The sequence below is a fragment of the Pseudodesulfovibrio karagichevae genome, assembly GCF_041414475.1.
Classification (GTDB): domain Bacteria; phylum Desulfobacterota; class Desulfovibrionia; order Desulfovibrionales; family Desulfovibrionaceae; genus Pseudodesulfovibrio; species Pseudodesulfovibrio karagichevae.
The window spans coordinates 15,821-29,447 of the sequence record NZ_JBGLYH010000008.1; the positions used below are offsets into that span (position 1 = coordinate 15,821).

Below are 13,627 nucleotides of genomic sequence, written 5' to 3' on the forward strand. Positions count from 1 at the left end.
GGATGCTACTCCCCGGCCCCGGCCTCGGCGCGGCGGGACCGGCCGAAGAGGCGGTTCAGCTTCTGCTGGGCCGCGTCCAGATACATGTAATAGACCGGGGTGAAGTAGAGGGTCAGGAGCTGGGAGACCAGCAGGCCGCCGACCACGGCCAGGCCCAGCGGACGCCGGGCCTCGGCCCCCGCGCCCAGGCCGAGCGCGATGGGCAGGGTGCCCATGAGCGCGGCCATGGTGGTCATCATGATCGGCCGGAAGCGGATGAGCGCGCCCTCGCGGATGGCCGAGGCCGCGCCCTGGCCGTGTTCGCGCTGGGCCTCCACCGCGAAGTCGATCATCATGATCGCGTTCTTCTTGACGATGCCGATGAGCATGATGATGCCCACGAACCCGTAGATGTTCAGGTCCTGGCCGAAGAGCATGAGCGTGAGCAGCGCGCCCACGCCGGCGGACGGCAGGCCGGACAGGATGGTCAGCGGGTGGACGAAGGATTCATAGAGCACGCCGAGCACCAGGTAGATGACCAGGATGGCCATGACCAGCAGGACCCACAGCCCGCGCATGGAATCCTGGAACGCCTGGGCCTCGCCCTGGAAGCTGGTGGACACGGACGCGGGCACGACCTCGGCCGCAAGCGCGGAGACCGCGTCCACGGCCGAGCCGAGCGACTCGCCCGGCTCCAGGTTGAAGGAGATGGTCGCGGACGGCAGCTGACCCGAGTGGTTGACGGACAGCGGCCCCACGCCCAGGCCCCATTTGGCCAGGGTCTCCAGGCGCACGAGCTTGCCGTTGCCCGAGCGCACCGAGAGCATGGCCAGGGCGTCCGGGTTGCTCTGATACTGCGGGGCCAGCTCCATGATCACGTCGTAGGTGTCGGTGGGCGCGTAGATGGAGGAAATCTTGCGGTTGCCGAAGGAGGTCGAGAGGGCGTCCTCGATCTGGTAGGCGGAGATGCCCAGCGCCGAGGCCTTGTCGCGGTCGATGTCGATGTTCAGCTCGGGGTTGTCGAACTCCATGTCCGAGGAGACGTCCTGGATGCCCGGCACGTCCTGCATGCGCTTTTCCATGTCCGCCGCGGCCTGGAAGAGCAGGTCGGTGTCCGGGCTCTGCAGGGTGTACTGGTACTGCCCCTTGGAACTGCGCCCGCCGATGCGGATGGCCGGGGGGTTGGACACGTAGGCCCGGATGCCCGGCACCTGCGAGAGCTTGGCCCGCAGCCGCTGCTGGACCTTGTCGATGGGGCCGCGTTCGCTGCGGGGCTTGAGGTCGACCATCAGCCGCCCGGAGTTGCCGCCCTGGTTGGGGCCGCCTCCGCCGACCACGGACATGTAGTTCTCCACGGCCGGGTCCATGACCAGGATGCGCATGAGCGCCTGCTGGCGCTGTTTCATGATGTCGAAGGCCACGCCCTGCTCGGCCTCGGTGCGGACGATCAGCCGCCCGGCGTCCTCGATGGGCAGGAAACCCTTGGGGATGGCCCGGAACAGGACCACGGTCAGGGCCAGGACCAGGATGGAGGCGAGCATGGTCAGCCGGTGGTGCCTGAGCGTCCAGTCCAGGGTGCTGGCGTAGACGTCGCGCAGTCCGTTGAAGCCTTGCTCGAAGAGGTTGAACAGCCTGCCGTGTCGCTTCTCCTGCGCGTGCGGCCTGATGATCAGGCTGCACAGCATGGGCGTCAGCGTCAGGGAGACCAGCCCGGAGATGAGGATGGAGGCGCAGATGGTCACCGCGAACTCGTGGAACAGGCGGCCGACGATGCCGCCCATGAAGAGCACGGGCAGGAACACGGCGGCCAGCGAGATGGTCATGGACACGATGGTGAAGGCGATCTCCCTGGAGCCGTCCATGACCGCCTCCATGGTCGGCTTGCCCATCTCCCCGTGGCGGACGATGTTTTCGAGCATGACGATGGCGTCGTCCACCACGAAGCCCACGGACAGGGTCAGGGCCATGAGCGAGATGTTGTTCAGGGAAAACCCGTACAGGTACATGACCGCGAAGGTGCCGATGACCGACATGGGCAGGGCCAGGCTCGGGATGATCGTGGCCGACAGCCTGCGCAGGAAGAGAAAGATGACCGTGATGACCAGGGCCACGGTGAGCAGCAGGGTGAACTGGACGTCCTCGATGGACTCCTTGATGGACTCGGAGCGGTCGTAGAGGACGTTGAGGTTGACCGCGGCGGGCAGCTGGGCCTGCATGGACGGCAGCAGGTCGCGCACGGCCTTGACCACGTCCACGGTGTTGGTGCCGGGCTGGCGCTGGATGGCCAGGACCATGCCGGGCTGGCCGTTGTACCAGTTGCGCCTCCTGGTCTGCTCCACGGAGTCGAACACGTTGGCCACGTCGGACAGGCGCACAGGCGCGCCCTTGCGCCAAGCCACCACCAGGGGCTTGTAGTCCTCGGCGTTCATGAGCTTGCCGCTGGACCGGACGATGTACTCGCGCACGGGCCCGGCCACGGTGCCCACGGGCAGGTTGACGTTGCCCTTGCGCACGGCCTCGGCCACCTCGTCCACGCCCAGCTCCATGGCCGAGAGCTTCTCGGGCGAGAGCTGGATGCGCACTGCGTACTTCTGGGAGCCGTAGACCATGACCTGGGCCACGCCGTTGACCATGGAGATGCGCTGGGCCATGAAGTTCTCGGCGTACTCGTTGACGTCGGACAGCCGCATGGTCGGCGAGGAGAGCGCAAGATAGAGGATCGGCGAGTCCGCCGGGTTGACCTTGCGGAAGCTCGGCGTGGAGGTCATGTCGTCGGGCAGCCTCCGCAGGGCCGTGGTGATGGCCGACTGCACGTCGAGGGCCGCGTCGTCGATGTTCCGCTCCAGGTCGAACTGGAGGGTGATGCGCGTGCTGCCCAGGCTGGAGACGGAGGTCATGGAGTCCAGGCCCGCGATGGTCGAGAACTGTTTTTCCAGCGGGGTGGCCACGGACGAGGCCATGGTCTCGGGGTTGGCCCCGGAGAGCTGGGCCGAGACCTCGATGGTCGGGAAGTCCACGCTGGGCAGGTCGGAGACCGGCAGCCGCAGGTAGGCCATGACGCCGAAGACCAGGATGGCGGCCATGAGCAGGGAGGTCATGACCGGGCGGCGGACGAAGATGGCGGACGGATTCATTATTGCCTGTCCTCGGCCGGGACCTTGCCTTGGCCCTGGGCCCGCGCGTTCTTGATGGCCACCTTCGCGCCGGGGTTCAGGCCCACCTGGCCGTCCAGGACCACCAGTTCGCCGGGCTCGATGCCGGAGGCGACGACCGTGCGCTTGCCCACGATGTGGGCGGTGGCCACCTGTCTCGGCTCCACGGTGCCGGAAGTCGGGTCGCCCTCGTCCGTCTTGACCACGTACACGTACGGCCCGTCCATGCCCTGGAGCACGGCCCCGGTGGGCAGGAGCAGGGCGTCCTTGAGGGTGCGCAGGGTCAGCTCCACCCGGGCGAACTGGCCGGGCCAGAAGCGGGTGTCCTCGTTGGGATAGGATGCCAGGAGCCGGATGGTGCCCGTGGTCGTGTCCACGGCGTTGTCCACGGCGGCCAGGTCGGCCTCGACCGGGGTGGAGCTCGCGCCGGACGGGGTGATGGACACGCGAATGGGCCCTTGCCTGCGGCGCTCCATGATTTCGCCCAGGTAGCGCTCGGGCAGGGTGAAGGAGACGGTGATGGGCCGGATCTGGTTGATGACGCAGAGCGTGCGGTCGTCGTTGGCCTTGATGACGTTGCCCACGTTGACCTGGACGATGCCGACCCGGCCGGAAATGGGGGCGCGGATGGCCGCGTAGTCGCGGTCGAGGCGGGCCTTTTCCAGGGCGGCCTCGTCCACCCGGATGGTGTTCTCCAGGGACGTGGCGTCGGTATAGCTGGTGTCGTACTGCTCCTGGGCGACCACGTTCTGGTCGCGCAGCTTGGAGTAGCGGCGCAGGTCTTCTTTGGCCTTGTTCAGGTGGGCGCGGTCCCGGTCGAGCCGGGCCTGGGCCTCCTTCACGGCCAGGTCGAAGGAGCGCGAATCCACCTGGAAGAGCAGGTCGCCCGCCTTCACGTCCTGGCCGTTCTGGACCAGCTGCTTCTCGATGATCCCGCCCACCCTGGACTTGATCTCCACCGAGGCCAGCGGGATGACGTTGCCCACGGCGGACAGGATCACGGGCACGTCCTCGCGCACCACGGCCACGGCCGTGACCGGGACCACCCGTTCGCGCCTGGCCGTCTTGTCGTCGCCCCCGCAGGCCGCGAGCAGGCAGACGAGGAACAGGCAGAGCAGCCCGGCGGACGCCGGGCCGAGGACCCGGCTCCGGGGCCGGTCTCCGTTGCGTTTGAAGAAATGCGAGCGAGGCACAGGTCCTCCCGGTATGGAGCCCCGCGACGAGCGGGCGCCGGATGTCCGTCAAGCCGTCAATAACCGGCGGACGGTTGTTTGATTCACACCGACCGCGGTTATAATTGCAAAGATTCACAAACACAATGGGGGGCCGCGCCGGAATGCGGGCCCGGGCGGCCGGGGGATGTCACCGCGCGGGGAATCGGCGAGTGAATACGGCTGGTTGATGCGGCCGGGACGCACCGTCCCGGCCGCATTTTTTTCGCCGGACACCCGCAGGGCGGCCGCGCCCGCTCGGGAAAATGTTTTGCAAATACTTGATCACGATCAATGTGACGATCGGGAAATTCTCCTACAATTTATGCGTGAATAGCCAATAGTGGCTTGTAATGTAAGGAGGTATAACAATGACAATTTCCCGCAGAGGATTTCTCGGGGCGTTGGGGATCGCGGGGGCGTCCTCAATCATGCCCGTGAATGCGCAGGCGTGGCAATCCAAGGCGCCGCCCGACCCCTACGGCTGCCTGGTGGACCTGACCCGGTGCGTGGGGTGCCGGAAGTGCGAGCAGGCGTGCAAGGAGGTCAACGATCTGCCCGCGCCCGCCGTGAAGTTCGACGACCTGACCGTCCTGGACGCCAAGCGGCGGCCGGACCAGAACGCCTTCACGGTCATCAACCGCTACTATCCCGGCCCCATCGACGACCGCGACAGGCTGGTGCCCACCTACGTCAAGGTCCAGTGCATGCACTGCCAGGACCCGGCCTGCGTGTCGGCCTGCATCACCGGGGCCCTGACCAAGAAGGACAACGGGGCCGTGCACTACGACGAGAACAAGTGCATCGGTTGCCGCTACTGCATGGCCGCCTGCCCTTTCGAGATCCCGGCCTACGAGTATGACCGGCCCATCCTGCCCAGGGTGCGCAAGTGCACGTTCTGTTATGAGCGCATCGAAAAGGAAGGCGGCAAGCCGGGCTGTGCCTCCATCTGCCCGGTGGAGGCCATCACCTTCGGCAGGCGCGCGGAACTGCTGCGCCTGGCCAAAGGCCGCATCGAGAGCGACCCCGGCAAGTACATCGACCATATCTACGGCGAAAACGAGGTGGGCGGCACGAGCTGGCTGTACATCTCGGGCGTGGACTTCGGGAAGGTCGGCTTCCAGACGCTGCCCACGCGGCCCATGCCGCAGACCACGGAGACCATCCAGAGCTCGCTGTTCAGCTACCTGTGGTCGCCGCTGGCCCTGTTCGGGGTCCTGGGGGCGGTCATGGGCGTGACCTCCCGCAGGCATGACGCCGACACGCACGACAAGGAGGACGGCCATGACGCATAAGCCGCAACCGATCGACCGGCCCTTCTGGACGCCGGGCGTGCTGGTCATGCTGGCCCTGATGACCGGGGCGGCCCTGACCCTGGCCGTCCGCTACACCTACGGGCTGGCCGCCGTGACCAACCTGAACAACCACTACCCGTGGGGCATCTGGATCGGCCTGGACGTGGCCTCGGGCGTGGCCCTGGCCGCGGGCGGGTTCACCACTGCCTTCCTGGCGCACATCCTGGGGCGGCACTACTACGAGGCCGTGACCCGGCCCGCGCTGCTGACCGCCGCGCTGGGCTACACCTTCGTGGCTTTGGCCGTATTCTTCGACATCGGCCGGTCCTGGGCCATCTGGAAGCCCGTCATCCACCAGAACCACAATTCGGCCCTGTTCGAGGTGGCCATGTGCGTCATGGCCTACGTGACCGTGCTGTGGATCGAGTTCATCCCGGTCCTGGCCGAGCGGCTGGGCGGCCGGATCAGGCTGCTCGCCTTCCTGGACCGCATCCTGGACAAGACCATGTGGGTCTTCATCATCCTTGGGGTGGTGTTGTCCTGCATGCACCAGTCGAGCCTGGGCACCCTGATGGTCATCGCCCCGACCAAGACGTCGCCCCTGTGGGCCACGCCGCTGCAACCGCTGCTTTTCCTGACCTCGGCCTTTGCCGTGGGCTATCCCATGGTCATCGTGGAGACGACCATCGCCACCTCCTCGCTCAAGCTGGAGTCGGAGATGAACGTGCTCACGCCGCTGTCCCGGATCACCATTCTGCTGCTCGGCGCGTACCTGGCCATCAAGCTGGGCGACCTGGTCTCGCGGGGGGCGTACGCCACCCTGCTGGACGGCTCGGCCCAGAGCAACGCCTTCCTGGTAGAGGTGGGGCTCGGCGTGGTCCTGCCGTGGGTCATGCTCCTCTTCCCGGCGGTGCGCCGTTCGCGGAGGATGCTGTTCATTGCGGCCCTCCTGATCGTCTCGGGCGTGATGCTCAACCGGTTCAACGTGTTCGTGGTCTCGTTCAAGGCCCCGTACGCGAACCATCCGTATTACCCGGCCATCGGCGAGATACTCGTCACCGCAGGGGCCGTGGCCGCGATCTTCTTCCTTTACCGTCTGATCGTGACCTGGTTCCCGGTGCTCTCCGCCCAACGACAGGAGGTGTCCCGATGAGGAAGTCGAGAAAGATGCTCGGGTGGTCGGCATTGGTCGTCGCGGCCATGGTCCTGTGGGCGCTGGTCCCGGCCTGGACCGCCGCGCCTCCGGCCACGCAGGCCGAGCCCGTGGCCAAGTCCCGGAAGGACCTGACCCCCAGGCCCGAGGGCTGGTCCCCGGTGGACGAGGTCAAGGCCGTGGAGATGGCCCGCAAGGCGCACCCCTACGTGGAAAGGGTGCTCATGGAGGACCTGCCCCTGCGCCAGCAGCGGCTGCGCAAGCTGGGCCTCGGGGCCAAGGACATGAAGCAGAGCTACATGCGGCTCGACAGCGGGTTCGTGGACACCTACGAGCCCAAGTACGAGCCCGTGCGTTTCATGCACGCCAAGCACGCGGCCGCCCTGGGCGGCGACTGCGCCTCCTGCCACCACTACCGGCCCGAGGACCCGGCCGCCCCGGAGACCGTGGCCTGCCGCGCCTGCCACCAGGAAGCCTTCTCCGCCAAGGACCCCAAGCGCATCGGGCTCAAGGCCGCCTACCACATGCAGTGCATGAACTGTCATGAGAAGATGAAGAAGGGGCCGGTCAGCTGCGAGGGCTGCCACGCCAAGCGGCCGGTGGACCACAAGGACCTGGTCAGGCTCCCGGAGAACCCCACCCCGCAGCAGGTGACCAGGGAATGCCTGCGCTGCCACGAGCAGGCGGGCGAGGACATGCTGACCACGGCCCACTGGCTGTGGCGCGGCCCGTCCCCGTACACGGTGGAGCACCGCAAGAGCGTCATGGCCGGCAAGGGCACGACCACGCTGAACAACTTCTGCCTGTCGGTCATCAGCAACGAGAAGCGCTGCACCTCCTGCCACGCCGGATACGGCTGGAAGGACAATACCTTCGACTTCTCCAGGCAGGAGAACATGGACTGCCTGGTCTGCCATGACACCACGGGCAGCTACAAGAAGGCCCCGCCCGCGGCGGGCATGCCCGATCCCAAGGTGGACATGGTCTACGTGGCGAAGAACGTCGGCCCGACCAGCCGCAAGACCTGCGGCGCCTGCCATTTCAGCGGCGGCGGAGGCGATGCGGTCAAGCACGCGGACATGTCGGCCCAGCTCTACTGGCCGGACCGCAACTGCGACGTGCACATGGGCGGCTACGACTTCCAGTGCACGGAGTGCCACAAGACCCGGAACCACAAGATCTCGGGCCGGTCCACCTCCGTGCCCGTGACCGAGGGGTCCCGCGCCTGCGAGGACTGCCATACGTCCAAGCCCCACTCCGGCGACAGCCTGCTCGACCATCACCTGAACAAGCACAGCGAGACCGTGGCCTGCAACACCTGCCATTCGCCCATCTACTCCAAGTGCGCGGCGACCAAGACCTGGTGGGACTGGTCCACGGCGGGCGACAAGCAGCGCGAGGTGCACAAGGACAAGTACGGCAAGCCGGACTACAGCTGGATGAAGGGCGACTTCCGCTGGCAGGAGGCGGCCAAGCCCTCCTACGAATGGTACAACGGATTCATGGAGCGCCGCCTGCTGGGCGACGCCATCAATCCCGAGGCCAGGGGGTTCCGCCCCGGCGAGCACCTGACGCCCGAGCAGAAGGCGGCCATGGTGGTCACGGACATCACCCGCCCGGTGGGCTCCATCGGGGACCCGCGCTCCAAGATCACGCCGTTCAAGATCATGGCGGGCATCCAGCCCGCGGACGCGAAGAACCGGTACCTGCTGGTGCCGCACCTCTTCCCGTACGACAAGGAGGATACGTCCGCCTTCTGGAAGGGCACCGACTGGCAGGCCGCGTTCAAGGAAGGCATGGCCAGGGCGGGCCTGCCCTACAGCGGCGAGTACATGTGGGTCGCCACCAACATGTACTGGCGCATCGAGCACGAGGTCATGCCCAGGGAGCACGCCCTGTCCTGCGCCCAGTGCCACGACAGCCTCAAGGGCGACAAGACCTGCGACCGCTGCCATCAGGACTCCCGGAATGCACGGTTCCGCGAACTGGCGGAAAAGGGCGCGGACTTCGAACTGCTCCGGATGATGGGCCGCGACGTGGGCGGGCTGATCGGCAAGTCCGACTACATCGACTTCAAGAAGCTCGGCTACAAGGGCGACCCGGTCCTCTACGGAGGCCGGTTCACCAAGCTGCCCCTCGGCCATGGGCCGGACGACAGGTAGCGGGCGCATACGCACAACCGGCAAGGCCCGGAGTCGCAGGACTCCGGGCCTTTTTGCGCGCCTGCGGCAGTGCCCGCCGGGAGAGCGGACCGTGCGTTGTCACCGACCCGCGGCCTGTCGGAGCATTGCGGGCGGACGGGGGGCGCCTTCTCTGTCGCCCCTTCCGGATTATGTATTAAAGCTGTTATTCAATGCACTATATGGAGGTATTTTGTGTTGTGTATAGCCATTATAGAGATTGTATGTCTTGATATTATGCTATACGAAGTAGAGACGGTATGTTTTTTACGCATTGGGTTTGAATTGTTCATAACCGCAATCGTTGAATAGATATACACATTCCGCATTGCAAGGAGCACGCTGTGAAGATGTTCGAAAAGGTCTCTGTGAAACTCTCCGCCTCATTCGCCTGTATCATTTTGCTGGCCGTTGTGCTCGGGCTCATTTCAATCGTGAATTTGGGTTCCATAAACGACGATTCGACCATCATGGTCGAGAACTGGATTCCCTCCATAATCAACGTCAACAAGATCAATACCGCGACGTCGGATTTCAGGATTGCGGAATTGCAACATACCCTGGCCATCGACGATGCGGGCATGAAGGCGTTCGAAAAGGCCATGGAGCAGCAGGCGGAGAAGATTAGGGAAGCGTCGGAGGCGTATGCGACGCTCATCTCCAGTGAAAAAGAGAGAACGAAGTTCAATGACTTCAAGACGGCCTGGGCGGAATATATGGAGGAGCACAAGAAGTTTCTCGTCCTCTCCAGGGCCAACAAGAACGAAGAGGCCCAGACGCTCCTGCGCGGCAAGTCGGAGAAGGAGTTCACCGAGGCCAGCGCCGCCCTGGAAGAACTCATCGCGGAGAACTTCAAGGGCGCCCAGGCGCAGAGCGCGGCGGGCGACGCCAACTTCGAGAGCGCCGAGGCGTGGATCATCTCGATCCTGGTGGGCGTGGTCGCGGTCAGCGTACTGCTGAGCCTCCTGATCATCCGCAACCTGCTTCGTCAGCTGGGCGAGGAGCCCTCGCTCATCGCCTCCATCGCGCGCAGGATATCCGAAGGCGACCTGACCCTTGATCTGGCCCGGGACAAGCCCGCCGTAGGGGCGTTCGCCGCCATGCAGCAGATGGTCGGGAAGCTCCAGGAGGTGGTCGCCAACGTCCGCGAGGCCGCCGACAACGTGGCCTCGGGCAGCGTCGAGATCAGCTCCACGGCCGAGGAGATAAGCCAGGGGGCCACGGAGCAGGCGGCCGCGGCCGAGGAGGTCTCGGCCAGCATGACCCAGATGGCGGGCAACATCGAACAGAATACCCACAATGCCCGGCAGACCGAGGATATCGCCACCCGGTGCGCGGCCGACGCCACCGAGGGCGGCGAGGCCGTGTCCCAGACCGTGACGGCCATGAAGGAGATCGCCGAGAGGATCACCATCATCGAGGAGATCGCCCGGCAGACCAACCTCCTGGCCCTGAACGCGGCCATCGAGGCGGCCCGGGCGGGCGAGCACGGCAAGGGGTTCGCGGTGGTCGCCGCCGAGGTCCGCAAGCTGGCCGAGCGCAGCGGCACGGCGGCGGCGGAGATCAGCGAGCTGTCCTCCTCCAGCGTGGCCGTGGCCGAGCGCGCCGGGACCATGCTGACCAGCCTGGTGCCGAACATCAACAAGACTTCGGATCTGGTGCGGGACATCGCCGTGGCCAGCGGCGAACAGAACAGCGGAGCCGCCCAGATCAGCGCGGCCATCACCCAGCTCGACACGGTCATCCAGCAGACCGCCTCGGCCACCGAGGAGATGGCCGCCTCCAGCGAGGAGCTGGCCGCCCAGGCGCAGGAGCTGCAAGCCACCATGGCGTTTTTCCAGGTCTCGGAGGACGGCCCCGTCCGTCCGTTCCGCGCCGAGCCCAAGGCGGCCGGGCGGCGACCCGTGCGGCCCCACCCCGCCCCGAAGGTGTCTCGGCCGAAGGCGGCGTCCAGGTCCGTGGACCTGGACATGTCCGATAATTCGGGCCGGGAGTTCGAACAGTATTAGGCGGGGCGTGGCGGAGGGTTCCGCACGCAATTGACCGGGCGCAGGCCCGTCGCACGCAGCCGCCCCCGGCCTGCCCAGGCCGGGGGCGGCTCGCATTGTGTCTTTCAGGAGGCGCGGGCGGACCGGCCGACCTACGGCGCGATCTCGATATCCACGGTCGATTCCAGCAGCGGCCTGGCCGTGACCCCGCCGCAGCTCCCCTTGCTGATCTCGTTGAGCAGGATGAGCGCGCGGTAGGTCCCGGGCTCGGCAAAGGTCATGACCGTCTCGGGATAGCCGGGCCGGACCTCGGGTTTCGCCCCCTCGGGCCGGGCCGTGAACTCCACGTTGATGGCCGCGTAGGCCCCGGCCGGAAGGGCGTACCCCTTGAGGTCGAAGACCGCCTTCACGGGTTGCCCGGCCCTGAGCGGTCCGAGCAGGCGGACCTCGCCGCCGGGCACGGCGGCCTGGCCGGCGAAAACGGGGGCGGACAGGAGCGCGGCCCAGGCGAAAACCAGGGCGGCGCAGGTCGCGGACAGGGCAGGGAAGGGGCGTCGGTTTCTCATGGCTTGATCATACGCCCGGTCCGGTATATTGCAAGGCATGGGTATCCATTGGGTATATACGCGGGAGGCGTCATGAGAAACCGGTCCGGCGAACAGCGGCACCACTGGGACATGCTTTTGGCCATGGAACAGGAGGAGGATTATTTCCTCGAACGCTGGTCCGTGCGCATGGAGCAGGCGGGCTACCTGGAGCACACCACGGCCAAGCGGGCCGACTGCCTCCTGGCCCTGGCCGACTTCCTCGCGCCCATGCGGCTGCACCGGGACATGGGCCTGCCCAACCCGGACTTCCCCTGGCTCATCCGCCACGAGGGCGAGTGGGGCCGCCCGCAGATCGAGTCGGCCCGGCGGCACCGCATGCGCGGCATCACCGCCGACATGTACCTCGGCTGCTTCAAGACCTTCATCCACAGCCTGGTGGACGTCCTCGAGAAGATGGAGGGCTCCTTCGAGAGCAAGGTCCAGGCGCGCCGCCACGTCAAGCTCTACGGCGACGCCCTGGAGGTCCTGTTCGTGCGCGACTGGACGCGCATCCTGCCGGACCTGGCCGCCCAAAAGCTCGATGAGGCCAACCGGCTGCTGACCCTGGAGAAGTGCCGCTACGAGAACATCCTGGACTCTTCGTCCGAACTGATCCTGGTGGTGGACGGAAACGGCCGGGTGATCCAGGCCAACCGGACGGTGCTGGCCGTGCTGGACCGGGCGGACGTCATCGGCGCGCCGGTCTGGGACGTCCTGGCCGTGGAGGGGCAGTCCATGGAGGACATGCTCAAGTACTATCCGGTGGGCATGTCCTGCGAGCTCAGCCCCTTTGACGAGGCCGTGGTCTACCGCATGCAGATCAACTCCATCGGCAGCGTGTCCATGGCCAGCGACGAGTACATGGTCATGCTGACCAACATCACGGCCCAGGCCGTGCAGCGCGAGACCCTGGAGCGGGTGGTCTCCGAGCGCACCGAGGCGTTGCGCCGCGAAAAGGAGCAGCTCGAGGAGATGAACATCACCCTGCGCAACGTGCTCCAGTCCATCGACCGCGAGCGCGAGCAGCTGCTCGGCGAGGTCTCGGCCAAGGTCAACAACCTGGTCCTGCCCGCCCTGGAGCGGATCGAGAACGAGGAGGACGGAGCCATCCGCAAGGGCTACCTGACCGTGGCCAAGGACCAGCTGGCGCGGCTCGCGCCCGGCAGCGGCGGCTCGGACCCGCTGCTCCTCAAGCTGACCCACATGGAGACCCGCGTGGCCCAGTTCATCCAGGCCGGGCACCCCTCCAAGGAGATCGCGGAGTCCCTGAACATCTCGGTGGAGACGGTCCAGACCCACCGCAAGAACATCCGGCGCAAGCTCGGCCTGCACGGCAAGAGCGTCGGCCTGTACGCCCACCTCAAGACCCTGGGGCTGACCGCCTGATCCCGCCACCGAATGGGTAGCCGCGTCTACCCATTCTATCCCCACTTTCCCGTCTGTCGCCCTCCGGCGAGATTATCATACTGATTAATCGTGGATGCAGTATGTATCAAGTGGAGGGAAATAATGGCGGACCATGCACACACCCGTAACGGGGCCCGGGCCCTTCGGGATTTCTTCGCGTCACGCGACGCGGAGGACCTGAAGCGCGCTTCGGCCGTCGTTTCCGAACACTTTCACCTGCCCCTTGCGGCGGACACCGACTGGACCGGCGCGGAGTACGACTTCAACCGGCTCTTCGTCGGGCCCATGGCCGTTCCGGCCCCGCCCTACGCCTCGGCCTATCAGACCGAACCGGCGCTCATGGGCGAGCCGACCCTGGCCGTGCGCGACGCCTACCGCGCCCTGGGGCTCATGATCCCGGACCAGGGGCACACCCCGGACGATCACCTGGCCTTCGAACTGGACCTGGCGGCGGCAATGCCGGGCCCGGAGGAAGGGGAAGGCGGCGACCCGGTCACGGCCGAGGTCCGGGCGTGGCTGCTGGGCGAGCACCTGCCCGGCTGGGTCCCGGCCTTTGTTCAGGCCGTCAAGGCGCAGCCGGACGTGAGCGCGCCGGTGCGCATGGCCGTGGACGCGCTCGGCGACTGGCTTGAATCCACCCGGCCCGAGGCAGGAGCCGGACAGGCATAGGGGAAA

Annotated in this window: 9 protein-coding genes; 6 read left to right on the plus strand and 3 right to left on the minus strand. The window is 66.4% G+C overall.

Annotated elements, in window-relative coordinates; translation table 11 throughout:
• Positions 1-5: 5 nt before the first annotated feature.
• Positions 6-3,113, minus strand: coding sequence for an efflux RND transporter permease subunit (locus AB6M95_RS04600; RefSeq protein WP_371385561.1), 3,108 nt, complete (start codon positions 3,111-3,113; stop codon positions 6-8).
• On the minus strand, positions 3,113-4,324 hold the full coding sequence (locus tag AB6M95_RS04605; RefSeq protein WP_371385562.1) for an efflux RND transporter periplasmic adaptor subunit: 1,212 nt from the start codon (positions 4,322-4,324) through the stop codon (positions 3,113-3,115). Before AB6M95_RS04605 ends, AB6M95_RS04600 begins: the two co-directional genes overlap by 1 nt.
• A 389-nt stretch (positions 4,325-4,713) precedes the next feature.
• On the opposite strand from AB6M95_RS04605, the gene AB6M95_RS04610 reads away from it, so the two are divergent.
• From AB6M95_RS04610 to AB6M95_RS04625, 4 genes are all read left to right on the plus strand, one after another.
• Positions 4,714-5,637 carry a 4Fe-4S dicluster domain-containing protein gene (locus tag AB6M95_RS04610; protein WP_371385563.1) on the plus strand — a complete coding sequence of 308 codons (924 nt, stop codon included), beginning with the start codon at positions 4,714-4,716 and terminating at the stop codon, positions 5,635-5,637.
• Positions 5,627-6,790: an NrfD/PsrC family molybdoenzyme membrane anchor subunit gene (gene nrfD, locus AB6M95_RS04615; RefSeq protein ID WP_371385564.1), complete on the plus strand. Its 1,164-nt coding sequence runs from the start codon at positions 5,627-5,629 to the stop codon at positions 6,788-6,790. The genes AB6M95_RS04610 and nrfD overlap by 11 nt, the downstream gene beginning before the upstream one ends.
• Complete coding sequence (locus AB6M95_RS04620) at positions 6,787-8,952, plus strand: tetrathionate reductase family octaheme c-type cytochrome (protein ID WP_371385565.1); 2,166 nt, start codon at positions 6,787-6,789, stop codon at positions 8,950-8,952. The genes nrfD and AB6M95_RS04620 overlap by 4 nt, the downstream gene beginning before the upstream one ends.
• Positions 8,953-9,320: 368 nt before the next feature.
• A complete protein-coding gene (locus AB6M95_RS04625; protein WP_371385625.1) occupies positions 9,321-10,979 on the plus strand; it encodes a methyl-accepting chemotaxis protein in 1,659 nt (552 codons plus the stop codon).
• A gap of 131 nt (positions 10,980-11,110) precedes the next feature.
• On the opposite strand, the gene AB6M95_RS04630 is transcribed toward AB6M95_RS04625, so the two are convergent.
• A complete protein-coding gene (locus tag AB6M95_RS04630; protein ID WP_371385566.1) occupies positions 11,111-11,524 on the minus strand; it encodes a hypothetical protein in 414 nt (137 codons plus the stop codon).
• Positions 11,525-11,596: 72 nt separating this feature from the next.
• On the opposite strand from AB6M95_RS04630, the gene AB6M95_RS04635 reads away from it, so the two are divergent.
• Positions 11,597-12,931, plus strand: coding sequence for a LuxR C-terminal-related transcriptional regulator (locus AB6M95_RS04635; protein WP_371385567.1), 1,335 nt, complete (start codon positions 11,597-11,599; stop codon positions 12,929-12,931).
• A gap of 123 nt (positions 12,932-13,054) precedes the next feature.
• A complete protein-coding gene (locus AB6M95_RS04640) occupies positions 13,055-13,621 on the plus strand; it encodes a TorD/DmsD family molecular chaperone (RefSeq protein ID WP_371385568.1) in 567 nt (188 codons plus the stop codon).
• Positions 13,622-13,627 lie beyond the last annotated feature (6 nt).